A 16,545-nucleotide genomic window follows, 5' to 3' on the forward strand; every position below is an offset into this window, starting at 1 on the left:
GCGTGAAGATGCCCAAGCACACGGACGAGGCCAAGGCGCACTTCCGCGGCCTCGTGACCGAAGGTCCGGGCGTCGAGGTCAAGCCGATGTTCGGCAGCCTCGGCGCCTTCGTCAACGGCAACATGTACGCCGGCCTGTTCGGCGAGGACGTCGGCGTCAAGCCCGACGCCGATGCGCTGGCCGAGCTCGAGGCGATGGCCGGCACCGGCCCGTTCGGCCCGGAGGAGCGACCCATGAAGGGCTGGCGGTCGCTGCCCGCAGCCATGCCCGACGAGGAGAAGTCGGCCTGGCTCGAGCGCGCCCGCGACCACATCGCCACCCTGCCGCCCAAGGCCAAGAAGGCCTAGCGCCGAGCGGCCGTCACGGCCCGTAGGGTCGGGGCATGGCGCGCACGAGGTTGACGGTCACCGGCACCCCGGCGGGCGACGTCGACCTGGCCGTCGTCACGCCGACCGGCACCCGTCGCGGCGACCCGCTGCCGCTGCTCGTGGCCCACGACGGCCCCGAGTACTCGCGCCGCGCCCACCTCCTGTCGGTGCTGCGCCGCGCCACCGACGCCGGACGCGTCCGGCCCCACCGCGTCGTGCTCCTCGAGCCCGGTCCGCGCAACGAGCGCTACGCGGCCAACCCCGAGTGGGCGGACGCCCTCGTCGGCCACGTGCTGCCGCGCGTCACGGGCGCGTGGGCCACACCGACGCGTCCGGCCCTCATGGGCGCGAGCCTCGGCGGCCTCGCCTCGCTGCAGGCCGAGTGGCGCCACCCCGGCACGTTCGGCGCGCTGTTCCTCCAGTCCGGCTCGTTCTTCCGCAAGCGGCTCGACGGCGAGGAGTCCTTCGAGCACTGGGACCGGGTCACGGCGTTCGTCGCGTCGGTCGGCCGGGCCCGGCGCCGGCACACTGACGCCCGGATCGTCCTGACGTGCGGCACGCAGGAGGGCAACCTCGCCAACAACCGGCTCATGGCCACGACGCTGGCGCGCACCGGGCACGACGTGACGTTCGCCGAGGTGCCGGGCCGGCACGACTGGCGTCACTGGGAGGCCGCGTTCGACCCGTTCCTGTTGACACTGCTGCAAGGATCGGTGACACCCGACCCGTCGAGAGGGACTGGCAGATGACGCAGACGCGCAACCACCTGATCGGACTGCTGCTCGGAGCCGAGGAGGACTGGCCCACAGCGTTCGAGGCGCTCCTCGAGCGTGTCGGCCCGATCACCACGGACGACGGCGTGACCCACGAGCTGACCACCGAGCGGCTCACCATCGAGCCGTTCGACCTGCGTCAGCCGGTGCGTACCGAGCTCGTCATCGACCGCCTCGCGCACTGGTACTACCACCCGCGCGAGTGGCTCAAGAAGGCCGCGCTCATGGACGGCACGTACCTGCTCAACAGCCCCTTCACCTTCCAGTCGATGGAGAAGCACAGCGCCTACTGCGCGCTGATGCGCCTGGGGCTCAAGGTGCCCGAGACGTGGCTCGTGCCGTACAAGAACCCCGTCGACAACGTCCGGTGGGCCTACACGAGCGCCAAGTACAACCGGCCGTTCGACCTCAAGAAGATCGCGAACAAGCTCGGCTACCCGATGTACATGAAGCCGTTCGACGGTGGCGGCTGGCGCGGCGTCTCCCGCATCGACGACGAGTCCGACCTCGTCAAGGCCTACGACGAGTCCGGCGAGATGCTCATGCACCTGCAGGCGACCGTCGAGTACGACCACTTCGCGCGGGCCCTGTCGATCGGCCCCGAGACGATGGTCATGGACTTCCGCCCCGAGCAGCCGATGCACAACCGCTACGCGGTGTCCTACGACTTCCTCACGCCGTCGGCCGGTCGGCAGGCTGCCGCGATCAGCCGCGTCGTCAACGCGATGTTCGGCTGGGAGTTCAACTCGGCCGAGATGCTCGTCAAGGGTGACGACGTCTACCCGATCGACTACGCCAACGCCTGTCCCGACGTCGCCGTCACGTCGCTGCACTACTACTTCCCGTGGGCCATCAAGGCGCTCGTGCGCTGGTCGGCGTACTGCCTCGTCACCGGCCGGCGCGCCCGCGTCGACCTCGAGATGCAGCGCTACTTCGACGTCGCCGACCGCGACGACCTGACCGACGAGCAGAAGCTCGCGGCCTACCTCGGCCTCGCCGACGAGTACTTCGAGACCGACGCATACTGGGCGTGGTGCGACACGCACCTGCCGCACCTCGACGCCGCGGTCCTCGAGTGGGTGCAGTCCGACGCCTTCGACAGCCTCCTGCGCCAGACCGTCGTCACGACGTACCCGGCCCACGAGGTCGACGCCTTCATGTCGCACTTCGGCGGGCTCGTGTCGATGTGGGTGCGCGACGAGAAGGCGCGCCTCGGCATCGCGTGACGCTCCCGGCGCGACGCGTCGGTGCCGCCCGACGCGTCAGTGCTGGCTGCCGCCGATACCCACGACGAGGTTGATCGTCGAGGCGATGACGATCGTGCCGTAGAGGTAGGCGAGCAGCGTGTGCCCGAGCACCACCCGGCGCACCTGCGAGGACCGGACGGCCGTGTCGGACACTTGGTAGGCCATCCCGAGGTTGAACGAGAAGTAGGCGAAGTCGCTGAACGCCGGGTCCTCGTCGGTGTTGAAGTCGATCGGCGGGCGACCCTCGTCGGACACCGCGTAGTAGAGGCGCGCGTAGCGCAGCACGTAGACGGTGTGGACACAGAGCCACCCGACGCCGACCGCGAGCACCCCGATGACGCCGTCCATGACGAGCTCGACGCCCCTGGCCTGGGTGGCGATGAGCAGGACGGCCACGCCGAAGAGGCTGGCGAGGCCGACGACGATGACGACGACGTCGTACCAGGCGGCGTCGCCGTCGCGTCCGGCGACCTTCTCGCGCGTGCCGGGTGCGTCGTGGCCGAGCACGTGCGCGAGGAGCGGCACGGCGAACGTCAGGCCGCCGACGACGAACCCGACGAGGGCGTGCACGAGCGGGCCTCCGGCGGGGCCGAGCGGCACGAGCCCCGCGACGGCCCCGACGAGGACCGCGACGAGGAGGCGGCGGCGGATCGTCGGCACGGCTCGCAGGCTACTCCCGCAACTGTCACGGCCCCTGCGGGTATGACGTCCAGAGAACGGTCGTGTCGCGCCGAGACACCGTCCGCGCCCACCGCTGGACCCGTGCTGGGCCCCGCCACGACACCTAGGATCCGATCCATGGCCGACCCCTCGCCGACCCCGTCTTCGAGCCCCGCGCCGACCCGCCGCCGGCTCACCGTCGTCTACAACCCCGTCAAGGTCGACGACGTCGACCACGCGCGCGGCGTCGTGGCGCAGGCCGCCTCGCGCCACGGCTGGGAGACGCCGACGTGGATCGAGACGACCGAGCAGGAGACCGGCGAGAAGCAGGCCCGCGAGGCCGTCGAGGGCGGCGCCGACGTCGTCGCGTCGATGGGCGGCGACGGCACCGTCCGCGCGGTCGCCACGGCCCTCGTCGGCACCGACGTCGCGCTCGGCCTGCTGCCCGCGGGCACCGGGAACCTGCTGGCCCGCAACCTCGGCCTGCCCATCGACACCCTCGAGGAGGCCGCCGAGGCCCTCGTGTCCGGCGGCGAGCGACGCGTCGACGTCGGCGCCGTGCGACTGGGGGAGTCCGAGCGGGTCAGCCCCGGCACGTCCTCGGGCATCGAGGACGGTGAGGAGGTCTTCCTCGTCATGTGCGGGCTCGGCCTCGACGGCGAGGTCATGGCGGGCACGAACGAGAAGATCAAGGGCGTCATCGGCTGGCCCGCCTACATCCTGTCCGGCCTCAAGAGCCTCGGACGCCGTGGCTTCCGCGCCGACGTCCGCGCGACCGGTGGCGCGGCCCAGGGCTCGCAGACCCCCGGCGCCCAGACCGACACCGGAGTCGTCGGACGGCAGGGCAACGACACGAGCAAGCACGCGCGGATGGTCGTCGTCGGCAACTGCGGCACGCTCCAGGGTGGGCTCGAGCTCATGCCCGACGCCCGCATCGACGACGGCGTCCTCGACGCCGTCGTCATCGCGCCCCGCGGAGCCTTCGGCTGGGCGTCGGTCGTGTCCGACATCGTGACGAGGCACCACGCGGGGCACCGCCGGCTCGACCGGCTCCGCGGCGCGGTCCTCGAGGCGAGGGTGCGCGAGGGCGTCGAGGCCGAGGTCGACGGTGACCCCGTCGGCCCGCGCACCTCGCTCGCCGCCCGTGTCCTGCCCGGAGCGCTGGTGGTCCGCAGTGGCTGATGCCCGCACCGGCGTCGGGTCCCGGGACGTGCGCGACCAGCGCGAGTCCCGGGAGGCAGCGACGCCGGGCCCGGGCCGGTGGCGGCGGCTGCGCAGGGCGATCGGCTTCGGCCTCGCCTTCGCCGTGCCCATCACCGCGCTCGCCTTCGTGGCGCGCGAGAAGTTCCTGCCGGTCATCCAGGTCGACGAGGCCGCGATCCGCGCCGCCACCGACGTGACCCGTGCGAACCCGGCCTTCAAGACGTTCCTTCTCGTGTGGCAGGAGGCGACGCAGCCGAAGTGGCCCTACATCGCCGCCACCGCGCTGTGCGTCTGGGTGTGGCGCCGGCACGGCCTGCGCAGCCGCGCCATCTGGGCGTTCGCGACGATGATGGTCGCCTGGAACCTCCAGCTCGTGCTCAAGGAGGTCGTGCGCCGCGCGCGCCCGGTCGTCAGCGACCCGGTCTCGCACGCACCGGGTTACAGCTTCCCGTCAGGGCACGCCGCCAACGCCGCGACCATCGCGACCGCGGTGGTGCTGCTGATCTGGCCGGTGGTGTCCACGCGGACGCGCGTCGTCGTCATCACCGTCGCGGCGCTCGCCGTGCTCGTCACGATGGCAGACCGGGTATTCCTCGGCGTGCACTTCCCGTCCGACGTCGTCGGCGGGCTCCTCTTCGGTACGGGCCTCGTCGGGGCCTCGTACCTCGGTTATCTCGGGTGGAACCCTCGCAAGCCGGACGACCCGTCCCCGCCGGAGGGCAGGACGGGTCCCGAGTCGAAAGGCAACCGTTGAACTCCTCAGCCCTGCACCGTTACGAGCTCGACCGCTCGAAACCCTCGTTCGGGGAGTCGATGCGCGACCTCGGTCTGCGCGTCCTCGCCCCCGCGGTCGTCCTCTTCGCCGTCATCTACGGCATCGGCCTCATCATCGGCGGCCCGCTCGGCGGGTTCCAGTCGGAGACGTCGGTCAACCGCGCGATCCAGGACACGCGAACCAAGACGTGGGACTCCATCACCATGGTGTGGTCGCACATCGGCAACACCGAGTACGTCATCGGCGTCTGCATCCTCGTGGCGCTCATCGTGTGGTGGCGCACGAAGCAGTGGTTCTTCGCCGTGGTGCCCGCCATCGCGATCGCGACCCAGGCCAGCGTGTTCGTCGCGGCCACGACCCTCACCGGCCGTGACCGTCCGGACGTCCCGCACCTCGACCCGGCCCCGCCGACCTCGAGCTACCCGAGCGGCCATGTCGGGGCCTCGACCGCGCTCTACGTGACCTTCGCGGCGATGGCCCAGCGCATCGAGACGCCGTGGCTGCGCCGCCTCGTCACGACGGTGTGCCTCATCGTGCCGCTGCTCGTCATGTACGCGCGCCTCTACCGCGGCATGCACCACCTCACCGACGTGCTCGTCGGCATGGCCAACGGCCTCGTCTGCTTCCTGCTGGCGTGGTTCTGGCTGCGCCGCGACGCGGGACCGGCCAACGCCTTCGAGGCCCTCAAGGGCAGCACCGAGAGCGCGGACAGCCGGACGACCGCCGCCGCCCGCTGAACCTCCCGGTAGACGACCGCACCGCTCGCACCCTGAAGGGGCGAGCGGTGCAGTCGTGTGAGGCGGGGGAGTGAGGGCTCAGACGCGGGCGTGCTTGGCGCGGCCGAACGAGTAGACGCCGAAGGCGATGAGCCCGAGCGCCACAAGGGTCAGCAGGAACGGACCGCCGGGAGCGCCGAGGAGGTTGTGCAGCGCCCCGTCGAGGCCGCGGGCCTCGCTGGGCTTGTGGCGGACCGCGGCGAGGACGAACAGTCCGCCGACGATGATGAGGGCGATGCCCTTGGCGATGTAGCCGAAGCGTCCGGCCTTCTCCAGCCACGGCCCGGGGTGCTGCTCGAGGTCCTCGAGGAACTTCCTCTTCCAGCCCTTGATCACGTGGTAGACGCCGACACCGACGATGACGAGGCCGACGAGGGCGACGAGCCACACACCCGCCGGCTTCGACATGAGCGAGGCCGTGAAGTCACGCGTCTGGGACGAGCCGCTCTGGCCGCCGCTGCCCGTGGCGTACTTGAGGGCCGTCGCCGAGAGGACGAGGTAGACGACAGCCTTGGCGACGGCCTTGACCCGGTCGCTCACCTCGCCGCGGACGACCGCCTCGGTCAGCTGCCAGAGGGCCAGCCCGAGCCAGCCGAGGACGCCGAGCCACAGTACGACGATGCCGAGGGGGTTGTCGGCGAGGGCGCCGAGCGCACCGGACTGGTCGGCGCGCCCACCGCTGGAGAGCCAGGCGAGCTTGAGCGCGATGATGCCGATGAGGATGTGGAGCACGCCGTTGACGGCATAGCCGACGCGCGCGGCGTTCTCCAGCGCTGGGTGGTCACCGGCACGCGCTGCGGCGGTCTTGACGTCGGTCGAATCCATGGAGCGATCCTGTCGGTAGAGGGATCCCGAGACTTTCTCGGAACATACCCAGCGCGACGGGCTCGTGGTCGATCAGGACGAATGGCCCTCGTGCACGCCGAGGACGCGCAGCAGCTCTGGCCAGGCGAGCAGGCCGAGGGCCCGGTCGGCCTCCTCCGTGCCGCCCCGGGCCATCCGCATGCCGCCGGTGGCGACGGGCTCGCCCGGCAGCACGACGCGGTGCCCGGCGTCCGGGTGGGTGACGACCGTGGTCGGCAGGCCGGCGTCGGACCGGCGGGCCTCGATCGCCCGCGCGGCGTCGAGGGCCGGCCACAGGCGGTCGTCGCCGCCGGCCACGAGCAGGACGTCGCCGAAGAACCGCTCGACCGGGATCGTCGCTGCCGCAGCGGCCTCCGGTGCCGCGACGAGGCTCTGGCGGTACATGCCGACGAACTCGGGCGGGTCGCCCGCCACCTCGTAGGCGTCGTCGTAGGGCACGAACGGCAGCGGTTCGCCGCCGCGGCTCCACGACGCGTGCTGCGGGCGCAGCTCACCGTCGGGGCCCGGGCCGACGTTGGCCCACGCGACGTGGCTCGGCCCGACCGCGACGACGGCGTCGACGCGCGGGTCGTCGGTCGCGAGCAGGAGGAACGCCTCGGCGGTCTTCGACGTGCCGAGGAGTACGACACGGTCGCAGTCGGCGGCGAGCCGTTCGACGGCCGGGCCGAACGCCTCGAGCGGGTACTCCCAGATGGTGTCCGGAGTTCCGGGGGCGCCGAACCACTGGTAGGACAAGGCCGCCGAGACCCCGGCGGCCGCGAGCAGGCGCGCTCTCGGCGACTCGACGCGGCCGCTCGATCCGGACAGGACGAGCACGCCGGTGCCGTTGCCGCCGTCGTGCGGGCGCGCGAGCACGCCGTCGGCGTCGGGCAGGGCGTCGACGCGGACCGCATCGGCGTCGAGGCGGCGCAGCACCGCGTCGAGGCCGGGGACGTCGGAGAGCTCGGTGGACAGGTCGGCGGCGCTGTCGGTCATGCCGACCACCCTAGGCACGACGCGCCGGCGATTCGCGCCGCGCCCCGGCCGGGCGGTGCCACGATGGGGCCATGCCCGACCACTCCCGCACCGAGGTCGTCGACGCGTCACCCGCGACGGTCTTCGCGATCCTCGACGACGTGACCCGCGCCCCCGAATGGCTCAAGCGGTGCACGCAGCTCGACAACGTCACGGGCGGCCCCACGGCCGTCGGCACCAAGCTGCGCTACCACTACAAGGACGGTGGGCGCACCGGCGTCATGGACGGCGAGGTCGTCGCGCGCGAGCAGGACCGGAGGCTGACCAACCACTTCGTCGACAAGATGATGGAGGTCACCGTCGACTTCGACGTGCAGCCGGGCCCGAGCGAGACCCAGACGCGCCTGACCCACACGATCACGATCCGCACCAAGGGGTTCGGCAAGGCGTTCACGCCGATGATCAACCGGCAGCTGCCCGGCCAGACCGAGAGTGCCATGACCGAGCTGAAGCGCCTCGCCGAGTCCGAGGCGCCGAAGGCCTGAGCGGCGTCGCTCAGCCGCCGAGGCGCTCGAACCCGGTCACGGTGAGGACGGCCGCGCCGGCCTCGTCGCTCGCCGCGAGGTCGACGACGGCCGTGAGGCCCCAGTCGCGGTCGCCGTCCGGGTCGACGACGACCTGGCGCAGCCGCCACTCGCCGGGCACCTTCTCCACCTGCAGAAGGGCGGGGGAGCGGGCCTCCTGGTCGGTGGCGATGGCGTCGTGCTCGTCGTAGTAGGCGCCCAGTGCCTCGTTCCACGCGTCGGCGTCCATGACGACCGTGCGGGGCGGCTCGGTCAGCTCGGCGACCCGGGCCTCGAGCTCGCCGAGCTGCTCCCACGCGTCGCGGGCCGCGAGCTCCACACGGTGGAACATCGCGTTGCGGAGCATGACGGTGAAGGCGCGCTCGTTGGCGGTGAGCGGCCGGGCCGGGGGTGCCACCTCACCCGGACGCCCGGGGGTCGCGTCCTCGGAGGGGTTGACGAGGTCCTCCCACTCGTCGAGCAGGCTCGAGTCGGTCTGGCGCACGAGCTCGCCGAGCCACTCGACGACGTCCTCGAGCTCGTCGTCGCGGTAGTGCTCCGGCACCGTGCGGCGCAGGGCGCGGTAGGCGTCGGTGAGGTAGCGCAGCAGTAGGCCCTCGGACCTCGACAGGCCGTAGTACGAGACGAACTCGGTGAAGGTCATGCCGCGCTCGTACATCTCGCGGACCACCGCCTTCGGCGACAGCGCGTCGGCCGAGATCCACGGGTGGCTCTGCCGGTACGCGGCGAGGGTCACCTCGAGCAGGTCGGCGAGCGGCTTGGGCCACGAGACCTCCTCGAGCCGCTCCATCCGCTCCTCGTACTCGATGCCGTCGAGCTTCATCGCGGCGACGGCCTCACCGCGCGCCTTGTACTCCTGCGCCCACAGCACCTGGCGCGGGTCCTCGAGGATCGCCTCGACGATGCTGACGATGTCGCGCGCGTAGGTGTCGGACTCGCGGTCCAGGGTCTCCATGACGGCGAGGGCGAAGGGCGCGAGCGGCTGGTTGAGCGCGAAGTCGCGCTGGAGGTCGATGGTGAGGGCGTGCCGGCGGCCCGACGCGTCGGGCTCGGGGAGGCGCTCGACGACGCCTGAGGTCAGCAGCTCGCGCGCGAGCACGAGGGCGTGCTTCTGCAGGCGTCGCTGGTCCTTGGCCTCGTGGTGGTTGTCGGAGAGCAGCCGGACCGCGTGCGCGACCGGGTTGCCCTCGCGCGCCAGGAGGTTGACGAGCATCGAGTGCGACACGCGCAGGCGGGGCTGGAGCGGCTCGGGCTCGCTCGTGATGAGCCGCTCGAAGGTCTCCTCCGACCAGCCGACGAACCCGTCGGGCGCCTTCTTGCGCTGGATCTTCTTCTGCTTCTTCGGGTCGTCGCCGGCCTTCTCGACGGCGCGCAGGTTCTCGACGACGTGCTCCGGCGCCTGGGCCACGACCCAGCCGCGGGAGTCGAAGCCGGCCCGCCCCGCGCGTCCGACGATCTGGTGGAACTCACGCGCCTTGAGGAGGCGCTGCTTCGTGCCGTCGAACTTCGTCAGGCCGGTGAGCAGCACGGTGCGGATCGGCACGTTGATGCCCACGCCGAGGGTGTCGGTGCCGCAGATGACCTTGAGCAGGCCGTCCTGGGCCAGCTGCTCGACGAGCCGCCGGTACTTGGGCAGCATGCCGGCGTGGTGCACCCCGATGCCGTGGCGCACGAGCCGCGACAGGGTGCGCCCGAAGCCGGTGCCGAACCGGAAGCCGCCGATGCGCTCGGCGATGGCGTCGCGCTCCTCGCGGGTCGTCACCTTGAGCGCGACGAGGCTCTGGGCGCGCTCGAGCGCGGCGGCCTGGGTGAAGTGCACGACGTAGACCGGCGCGCGGTCCTGCTCGAGCAGCTCCTCGATGGTCTCGTGGATGGGGGTCGTGGCGTAGGAGAACTCGAGCGGCACGGGGCGCTCGGTGCCGGCGATGACGGCCGTGGCGCGTCCGGTGCGCCGGGTCAGGTCGTCGCGGAACATCGTGACGTCGCCGAGGGTGGCCGACATGAGGACGAACTGCGCCTGCGGCAGCTCGAGGATCGGCACCTGCCAGGCCCAGCCGCGGTCGGGCTCGGAGTAGAAGTGGAACTCGTCCATGACGACGAGGCCGATGTCGGCGGCCGGGCCCTCGCGCAGGGCGAGGTTGGCCAGCACCTCGGCGGTGCAGCAGATGATCGGGGCGTCGCCGTTGACCGTGGCGTCGCCGGTGATCATGCCGACGTTGTCGGCGCCGAACTGGTCGCACAGCGCGAAGAACTTCTCCGACACGAGCGCCTTGATCGGGGCGGTGTAGAAGGAGACGCGGTCCTCGGCGAGGGCGGTGAAGTGGGCGGCCGCGGCGACGAGCGACTTCCCCGAGCCGGTCGGCGTCGCAAGGATGACGTTGCTGCCCGAGAGCACCTCGAGGAACGCCTCCTCCTGGTGCGGGTAGAGCGTCAGCCCCTGCTCGGCGGCCCACTCGGCGAACGCGTCGTAGAGCGCGTCGGCGTCCGCGTCGGCCGGGATGCGCTTCTCGAGGTTCGTCGTCACCACGCGAGCATGCCACCGGCCCGGGGCGCCGGCCGAATCGTCAGGCGCCCGCGGACGACGCCCGACGCAGCCGGTCGGGGACCGCGAGCAGGACGACCGCGCCGACGACGGCGCCGAGGACCGTCTCGAACAGCCGGTCGCGCAGCAGCGGACCGGCGGCGACGGGGTGGGAGAGCTGGCCCATCATCAGGGCGAGCGGGGTGATGAAGAGCAGGGCGACCGCGTAGTTGCGCCCCACGACGAGCTCGGTCAGCACCTGCAGGACCCCGATGACGAGCACCGCCCACGCGCCCTGCGGCGACCACAGCAGGATCGGTGCGGCCACGAGGACGCCTGCCGCCGTGCCGACGACGCGGTGCAGCCCGCGTGTCAGCCGCGCCGCGAGGTCGGGGCCCGACAGCACCGTCACCGCGGCCACCATGGCCCAGTAGGGGTGCTGCCAGCCGAGCCCGGTGGCGATGGCCCCCGCGGCGCCGAGCGCGAGGACGTACCGCACGAGGTGCGCCCGGGCGCCCGGTGCGGCGAGCGCGTCGCGGAACCGTGGCGCCGGCAGCTGGGGGCGGCGCCACGAGGTCGGCTCGCGCAGCACACCCGCGTGCGCCACGAGCAGGGAGAACAGGACGCTCGCCGTGGCCACCGCGGCCGCGACGAGGACGGTGGTCGGCGTGGCCGGCACCATGGCGCACACCGCGAAGGCGAAGACGAGGAAGAGCGGGCCCGGCGGGTGCCAGCGGTACGCGTCGGAGGCCAGGGAGCCGGCCGCGGCCAGCAGCGCCCCGAGCGGCACGACGAGCCAGCGCGACTCCGGGGCGAGCGACACGAGCGCACCCGCCGTCACCGCGAGGACGAGGAAGGCGCCGGCGACGACCTGCATGCCGGCGCGCTCGGAGCGGGCGTGCCGCCGGCCGTAGAGCGAGGTGAAGGCCCCGAACGCGGCGTACGGCGCCCACTCGGCGCGTCCGGCGAGGACGAGGACGAGGAGCGGGACCCCGACCGAGACGCCGGCGCGCAGGGCCACCCGGTGCGCACCGCCGTGTGGTCCCCAGCGCAGCAGGCCCGCCGTCGCCTGCCGCAGCGCCGGCCGGCGCGGTTCGGGTGCGGGGGAGTCCATCGCTCCAGAGTCTAGGAGCCGGCGGGGTCGGGGCGAACTCCCCATCGACTCCCCATCGACTCCCCATCGACTCCCCATCGACGTGGAGCCCGCGGTGGGCCACAATCGCGCCAGCCGGGCACGAACCCGGCACCACCAGGGGAATCAGGGGACACACATGAAGAAGACCGCAGTCGTCGCTGCCCTCGGGGCCGCGGCGGTCATGCTGGCCGGTGCGGTCGCGTCGGCCCCGGCGCAGGCCGTCACGACCGGCAGCAGCGCCCGCAACGTCATCGCCCGCGACTTCCCGGACCCCGGGTTCGCGAAGTTCACGACGCGCGCCCAGGGCACGAAGTACTACCTCTACGCGACGGGCGCCGGCTTCCGCGTCGCCCGCTCGGCCTCGCCCGGCTCGGGCTTCGGCATCGTCGGGAACTCGATGAGCGGCCGCCCCGCGTGGACCTTCGAGTCGACCGACAGCTCGCCGGCGCAGCTGTGGGCGCCGCACGTCTTCCAGACGGCGAGCACCCCGGGCGCCGAGCGCTTCACGATGTTCTTCGCCGCCCGCCGCGAGGCGCCCGGTTCGGCGACGAACAACAAGCACTGCATCGGTGCGGCCGCTCGTCCTCGCCCACCGGCCCGTTCGCTCCGGCGTCGACGCCGCTCATCTGCCCGCCGTCGGGCTACAGCGAGGCCATCGACCCGGCGCAGTACACGAGCCGCTACGGCAACCGCTACCTCGTGTACAAGATCGGCAACTACAGCCCGCGCCGGTTCCAGATCATGGCGGTCCGCGTCGACAACGCCACCGGCACCAAGCTCGCCGGCTCGCCGCAGGTCGTGCTCAGCGCGGCCCGCATCGGCTCGGCCGTCGCCGAGGCCCCCGACGTGTACCGCGACGGCAGCGGCAAGGTGCACCTGTTCGTCTCGCGCAACGGCTACAAGGACTGCAACTACGCCACGCAGGTGTGGTCGGGCAACGACCTCTTCGCGCTCGGCAACCCACGCTGGGTCGGCGGCATGGGCGTCTCGACGACCGACCGCTTCTGCGGCCCCGGCGGGGCCGAGGTCATCAGCGACGGTGGGGTGCTGCGCGTCGCCTTCCACGTGCGCAAGAGCGCGAGCCCGCTCGTGCGGCCGGCCTGGACCGGTGTGCTCAAGTGGAGCAACGGGACGCCGTACCTGTCCTGACGCGCCGGCACGCTCGTGGGTACGGGCCGACACCCGGGTCGGCCCGTACCCCCGCTTTCCGGACTCGCGTGCCTAGGGTGGTTAGAGCTCCGGGCCCCGTGGGCATGGAGTGCTCGAACGACGTGACGCTGGGTCGGCGTGCCTGAACGCCGGGGAAGGTGACGGCCATGGAGGCGAAGAAGACGTTCCTGTCCTGGCCCGTGGTCCGGCAGGTCCGCTCGGGTGACTTCCTCGGACGCGGCCCGGCCGTGACGTCCGAGCGCACCCGGTCGCTGACGCCGCGCACCTCCACCGCCGACCGCGTCGTGCAGAGCGTCTGCCCGTACTGTGCCGTCGGCTGTGGCCAGAAGGTGTACGTCAAGGACGAGAAGGTCGTACAGATCGAGGGCGACCCGGACTCGCCCGTGTCGCGGGGCCGCTTGTGCCCCAAGGGGTCCGCGAGCGAGCAGCTCGTCAACAACCCGACGCGCCAGCGTCACGTGCTCTACCGGCGCCCCGGCGGCACCGGCTGGGAGCCGATGGCGCGCGAGACTGCCGTCGAGATGATCGCGCAGCGCTTCGTCGAGAGCCGCCGCGCCGGCTGGCAGGACCACGACGAGAAGGGCCGTCCGCTGCGGCGGACGATGGGCATCGCCTCGCTCGGCGGCGCGACGCTCGACAACGAGGAGAACTACCTCATCAAGAAGCTGTTCACCGCAGCCGGCGCGATCCAGATCGAGAACCAAGCCCGTATTTGACACTCCTCCACGGTCCCCAGTCTGGGGTCCTCGTTCGGACGCGGCGGCGCCACGCAGTACGTGCAGGACCTGTCCAACTCGGACTGCATCGTCATCCAGGGCTCGAACATGGCCGAGTGCCACCCGGTCGCCTACCAGTGGGTCACCGAGGCGCGCCTCAAGGGCGCGAGGGTCATCCACGTCGACCCGCGGTTCACCCGCACGTCGGCGACCTCCGACAAGCACATCCCGATCCGGGCCGGCAGCGACGTCGTGCTGCTCGGGGCGCTCATCAACCACATCCTGAGCAACGAGCTGTTCTTCGAGGAGTACGTCGTCGCGTACACGAACGCCGCGACGCTCGTCAGCGAGAAGTTCCAGGACACCGAGGACCTCGACGGCCTCTTCTCCGGCTACGACGACGACAAGGGCAGCTACGCCCCTGACACGTGGGCCTACGCGACCGCCGACGACCGCGAGGGCGACGGTGAAAGTGACGGCGAGGGCGACGCGTCGCCCGGCACCATCGGCGGCCCCGCGGCCGGGCACGAGCACGGGCAGAGCACGTCCGAGCGGTCGGCCGGTGACGAGCACGGCTCCGGCGGACCGGCGCTCGAGCACGCCCGGGTGCTGCGCGACGAGTCGCTGCAGGACCCCCGCTGCGTCTTCCAGATCCTCAAGCGGCACTACTCGCGGTACACGCCCGAGATGGTCGCCGACACGTGCGGCGTCAGCGTCGACGACTTCGCCTACCTCGCCAGGTCCGTCACCGAGAACAGCGGGCGCGACCGCACGACCGCGTTCGTCTACGCCGTCGGCTGGACCCAGCACACGCTCGGTGCCCAGTTCATCCGCACCGCCGCGATCATCCAGCTGCTCCTCGGCAACATGGGCCGACCGGGCGGCGGCATCATGGCGCTGCGCGGCCACGCGAGCATCCAGGGCTCCACCGACATCCCGACGCTCTACAACATCCTCCCCGGCTACCTCGCCATGCCCGTCGCGGGCCTGCACGACACGTGGGACGACTACCTCGGCGCCATCGGCAGCAAGGAGCAGAAGGGCTTCTGGGCCAACGCCGACACCTACGCCGTCAGCCTGCTCAAGGCCTGGTGGGGCAAGGCCGCGACGGCCGAGAACGACTGGGCCTTCGACTACCTGCCACGCCTCTCGGGTGCGCACGGCACCTACCAGACGACGATGGCGATGCTCGACGACCAGGTCGAGGGCTACTTCCTCCTGGGCCAGAACCCGGCCGTCGGCTCGGCCCACGGGCGGATGCAGCGTCAGGCGATGAGCCACCTAAAGTGGCTCGTCGTGCGCGACTTCGCGATGATCGAGTCGGCGACGTTCTGGAAGGACGGACCCGAGATCGCCACCGGCGAGCTGCGCACCGAGGACATCCGGACCGAGGTCTTCTTCATGCCGGCGGCGGCCCACACCGAGAAGTCGGGCTCTTTCACGCAGACCCAGCGGATGCTCCAGTGGCACCACAAGGCGGTCGCGCCGCCCGGCGAGGCCCAGAGCGAGCTGGAGTTCTTCTTCGAGCTGGGCAAGCGGGTCCGCGAGATCCTCGCCGACTCCACCGACCCGCGCGACCGGCCGCTGCTCGATCTCACGTGGGACTACCCGCTCGACGCCGACGGCGAGATCGACGCCGAGGCCGTGCTCGCCGAGATCAACGGGCGGCACCTGACGGGGGAGAAAGCGGGCCAGCCGCTGTCGGCGTTCACCGAGATGAAGGCCGACGGCTCCACCGAGGGCGGCTGCTGGATCTACACCGGCGTGTACGCCGGCGGCACGAACCAGGCCGCCAACCGGCGCCCGGGTCAGGAGCAGGACCTCACCGCGCTCGACTGGGGCTGGGCCTGGCCGGCCAACCGCCGCATCCTCTACAACCGCGCCTCGGCCGACCCCGAGGGCAACCCGTGGAGCGAGCGCAAGAGGTACGTGTGGTGGGACGCCGACGCCGGGAAGTGGACCGGGCACGACGTGCCGGACTTCCCGGTGGCCAAGGCGCCGTCCTACCGGCCCGAGCCCGGCACCGGCGGCCCCGACGGCCTCGCCGGCGACGACCCGTTCATCATGCAGGCCGACGGCAAGGGCTGGCTCTTCACCCCGAAGGGCATGCTCGACGGCCCGCTGCCGACGCACTACGAGCCGCAGGAGTCGCCGGTCCAGAACCCGCTCTACCGGCAGCAGTCCAACCCGGCCCGCAAGGTCTTCCCGCGCAAGGACAACCTCTGGAGCCCGTCCGGGAACGCCCCGGGCGCCGACGTGTACCCGTTCGTCTTCACGACCTACCGGCTCACGGAGCACCACACCGCCGGCGGCATGAGCCGCTTCCTGCCCTACCTGTCCGAGCTGCAGCCGGAGTTCTTCTGCGAGGTCTCTCCCGAGCTGGCGAAGGAGCGCGGGCTGGAGCCGGGCGGCTGGGCCACCATCGTGTCGGCCCGCGCCGCGGTCGAGGCGCGCGTGCTCGTCACCGAGCGGATGACGCCGCTCGTCATCCGAGGCCGCACCGTGCACCAGGTGGGCCTGCCCTACCACTGGGGCGTCGGCAGCGCGGCCGTCGTCAGCGGTGACGCCGCCAACGACCTGCTCGGCGTCGCCCTCGACCCCAACGTCCAGATCCAGGAGAGCAAGGCCGGCTCGTGCGACATCGTGCCTGGCCGCCGGCCCACCGGCGAGGCGCTGCTGCGGTTCGTCGCCGAGTACCAGTCACGCGCCGGGACGACCGTCATGACGAGCAACGAGCTGCGCACCGGGCACCCGGAGTCGATCCCCGACACGTCGCCCAAGAAGAAGAAGGAGGGCTGA

Annotated in this window: 15 protein-coding genes; 9 read left to right on the plus strand and 6 right to left on the minus strand. The window is 72.0% G+C overall.

Features of this window, described 5'->3' with window-relative positions; all coding sequences use genetic code 11:
- Positions 1–8 precede the first annotated feature (8 nt).
- The 3 genes from RY076_RS02955 to RY076_RS02965 are packed head-to-tail and all read left to right on the plus strand — an operon-like array spanning position 9 to position 2,367.
- Complete coding sequence (locus RY076_RS02955; RefSeq protein ID WP_323095994.1) at positions 9–347, plus strand: TfoX/Sxy family protein; 339 nt, start codon at positions 9–11, stop codon at positions 345–347.
- Positions 348–382: 35 nt separating this feature from the next.
- Positions 383–1,117: an alpha/beta hydrolase gene (locus RY076_RS02960; protein WP_323095996.1), complete on the plus strand. Its 735-nt coding sequence runs from the start codon at positions 383–385 to the stop codon at positions 1,115–1,117.
- Positions 1,114–2,367, plus strand: coding sequence for an ATP-grasp domain-containing protein (locus RY076_RS02965; protein WP_323095997.1), 1,254 nt, complete (start codon positions 1,114–1,116; stop codon positions 2,365–2,367). The genes RY076_RS02960 and RY076_RS02965 overlap by 4 nt, the downstream gene beginning before the upstream one ends.
- A 36-nt stretch (positions 2,368–2,403) precedes the next feature.
- Here RY076_RS02965 and RY076_RS02970 read toward each other — a convergent pair whose 3' ends face one another.
- Positions 2,404–3,048 (minus strand): DUF1345 domain-containing protein, encoded by a 645-nt coding sequence (locus RY076_RS02970; protein WP_323095998.1) that lies wholly within the window; start codon positions 3,046–3,048, stop codon positions 2,404–2,406.
- 138 nt (positions 3,049–3,186) lie between these two features.
- Here RY076_RS02970 and RY076_RS02975 point away from each other — a divergent pair, with 138 nt between their 5' ends.
- Genes RY076_RS02975 through RY076_RS02985 form a run of 3 tightly spaced genes read left to right on the plus strand, consistent with a single transcriptional unit; the run spans position 3,187 to position 5,763 of the window.
- Positions 3,187–4,230, plus strand: coding sequence for a diacylglycerol/lipid kinase family protein (locus tag RY076_RS02975; RefSeq protein ID WP_323096001.1), 1,044 nt, complete (start codon positions 3,187–3,189; stop codon positions 4,228–4,230).
- Positions 4,223–5,005 carry a phosphatase PAP2 family protein gene (locus RY076_RS02980; protein ID WP_323096003.1) on the plus strand — a complete coding sequence of 261 codons (783 nt, stop codon included), beginning with the start codon at positions 4,223–4,225 and terminating at the stop codon, positions 5,003–5,005. Before RY076_RS02975 ends, RY076_RS02980 begins: the two co-directional genes overlap by 8 nt.
- Positions 5,002–5,763 carry a phosphatase PAP2 family protein gene (locus RY076_RS02985; RefSeq protein WP_323096005.1) on the plus strand — a complete coding sequence of 254 codons (762 nt, stop codon included), beginning with the start codon at positions 5,002–5,004 and terminating at the stop codon, positions 5,761–5,763. The genes RY076_RS02980 and RY076_RS02985 overlap by 4 nt, the downstream gene beginning before the upstream one ends.
- A gap of 78 nt (positions 5,764–5,841) precedes the next feature.
- Here RY076_RS02985 and RY076_RS02990 read toward each other — a convergent pair whose 3' ends face one another.
- Both RY076_RS02990 and RY076_RS02995 read right to left on the minus strand, forming a co-directional pair.
- Entirely contained in the window at positions 5,842–6,627 is a 786-nt protein-coding gene (locus RY076_RS02990) for a DUF1206 domain-containing protein (protein ID WP_323096006.1), read from the minus strand.
- 72 nt (positions 6,628–6,699) lie between these two features.
- Positions 6,700–7,641, minus strand: a complete 942-nt coding sequence (locus RY076_RS02995) for an acyl-CoA thioester hydrolase/BAAT C-terminal domain-containing protein (RefSeq protein WP_323096009.1) — start codon at positions 7,639–7,641, stop codon at positions 6,700–6,702.
- Between the two features lie 71 nt (positions 7,642–7,712).
- Here RY076_RS02995 and RY076_RS03000 point away from each other — a divergent pair, with 71 nt between their 5' ends.
- Positions 7,713–8,165, plus strand: coding sequence for an SRPBCC family protein (locus RY076_RS03000; RefSeq protein ID WP_323096010.1), 453 nt, complete (start codon positions 7,713–7,715; stop codon positions 8,163–8,165).
- Between the two features lie 10 nt (positions 8,166–8,175).
- Here RY076_RS03000 and RY076_RS03005 read toward each other — a convergent pair whose 3' ends face one another.
- The 3 genes from RY076_RS03005 to RY076_RS03015 form a co-directional block, all read right to left on the minus strand.
- A complete protein-coding gene (locus RY076_RS03005; RefSeq protein ID WP_323096012.1) occupies positions 8,176–10,731 on the minus strand; it encodes a DEAD/DEAH box helicase in 2,556 nt (851 codons plus the stop codon).
- Positions 10,732–10,768: 37 nt separating this feature from the next.
- Positions 10,769–11,839 (minus strand): FUSC family protein, encoded by a 1,071-nt coding sequence (locus RY076_RS03010; RefSeq protein WP_323096014.1) that lies wholly within the window; start codon positions 11,837–11,839, stop codon positions 10,769–10,771.
- A 342-nt stretch (positions 11,840–12,181) separates the two neighbouring features.
- Entirely contained in the window at positions 12,182–12,427 is a 246-nt protein-coding gene (locus RY076_RS03015) for a hypothetical protein (protein ID WP_323096394.1), read from the minus strand.
- On the opposite strand from RY076_RS03015, the gene RY076_RS03020 reads away from it, so the two are divergent.
- Together RY076_RS03020 and fdh are read left to right on the plus strand one after the other, a co-directional pair.
- Entirely contained in the window at positions 12,314–13,009 is a 696-nt protein-coding gene (locus RY076_RS03020) for a family 43 glycosylhydrolase (RefSeq protein ID WP_323096387.1), read from the plus strand. The genes RY076_RS03015 and RY076_RS03020 overlap by 114 nt on opposite strands.
- Positions 13,010–13,176: 167 nt before the next feature.
- Positions 13,177–16,545 carry a formate dehydrogenase gene (gene fdh, locus RY076_RS03025; protein WP_323096016.1) on the plus strand — a complete coding sequence of 1,123 codons (3,369 nt, stop codon included), beginning with the start codon at positions 13,177–13,179 and terminating at the stop codon, positions 16,543–16,545.

The organism is Intrasporangium zincisolvens (assembly GCF_034724055.1).
GTDB lineage: Bacteria > Actinomycetota > Actinomycetes > Actinomycetales > Dermatophilaceae > Monashia > Monashia zincisolvens.

Coding starts and splice junctions, on each gene's coding strand:
- RY076_RS02955 (WP_323095994.1), top strand. CDS start 9: ATGCCCAAGCACACGGACGAGGCCAAGGCGCACTTCCGCGGCCTCGTG.
- RY076_RS02960 (WP_323095996.1), top strand. CDS start 383: ATGGCGCGCACGAGGTTGACGGTCACCGGCACCCCGGCGGGCGACGTC.
- RY076_RS02965 (WP_323095997.1), top strand. CDS start 1,114: ATGACGCAGACGCGCAACCACCTGATCGGACTGCTGCTCGGAGCCGAG.
- RY076_RS02975 (WP_323096001.1), top strand. CDS start 3,187: ATGGCCGACCCCTCGCCGACCCCGTCTTCGAGCCCCGCGCCGACCCGC.
- RY076_RS02990 (WP_323096006.1), bottom strand. CDS start 6,627: ATGGATTCGACCGACGTCAAGACCGCCGCAGCGCGTGCCGGTGACCAC.
- RY076_RS02995 (WP_323096009.1), bottom strand. CDS start 7,641: ATGACCGACAGCGCCGCCGACCTGTCCACCGAGCTCTCCGACGTCCCC.
- RY076_RS03000 (WP_323096010.1), top strand. CDS start 7,713: ATGCCCGACCACTCCCGCACCGAGGTCGTCGACGCGTCACCCGCGACG.
- RY076_RS03010 (WP_323096014.1), bottom strand. CDS start 11,839: ATGGACTCCCCCGCACCCGAACCGCGCCGGCCGGCGCTGCGGCAGGCG.
- RY076_RS03015 (WP_323096394.1), bottom strand. CDS start 12,427: ATGCAGTGCTTGTTGTTCGTCGCCGAACCGGGCGCCTCGCGGCGGGCG.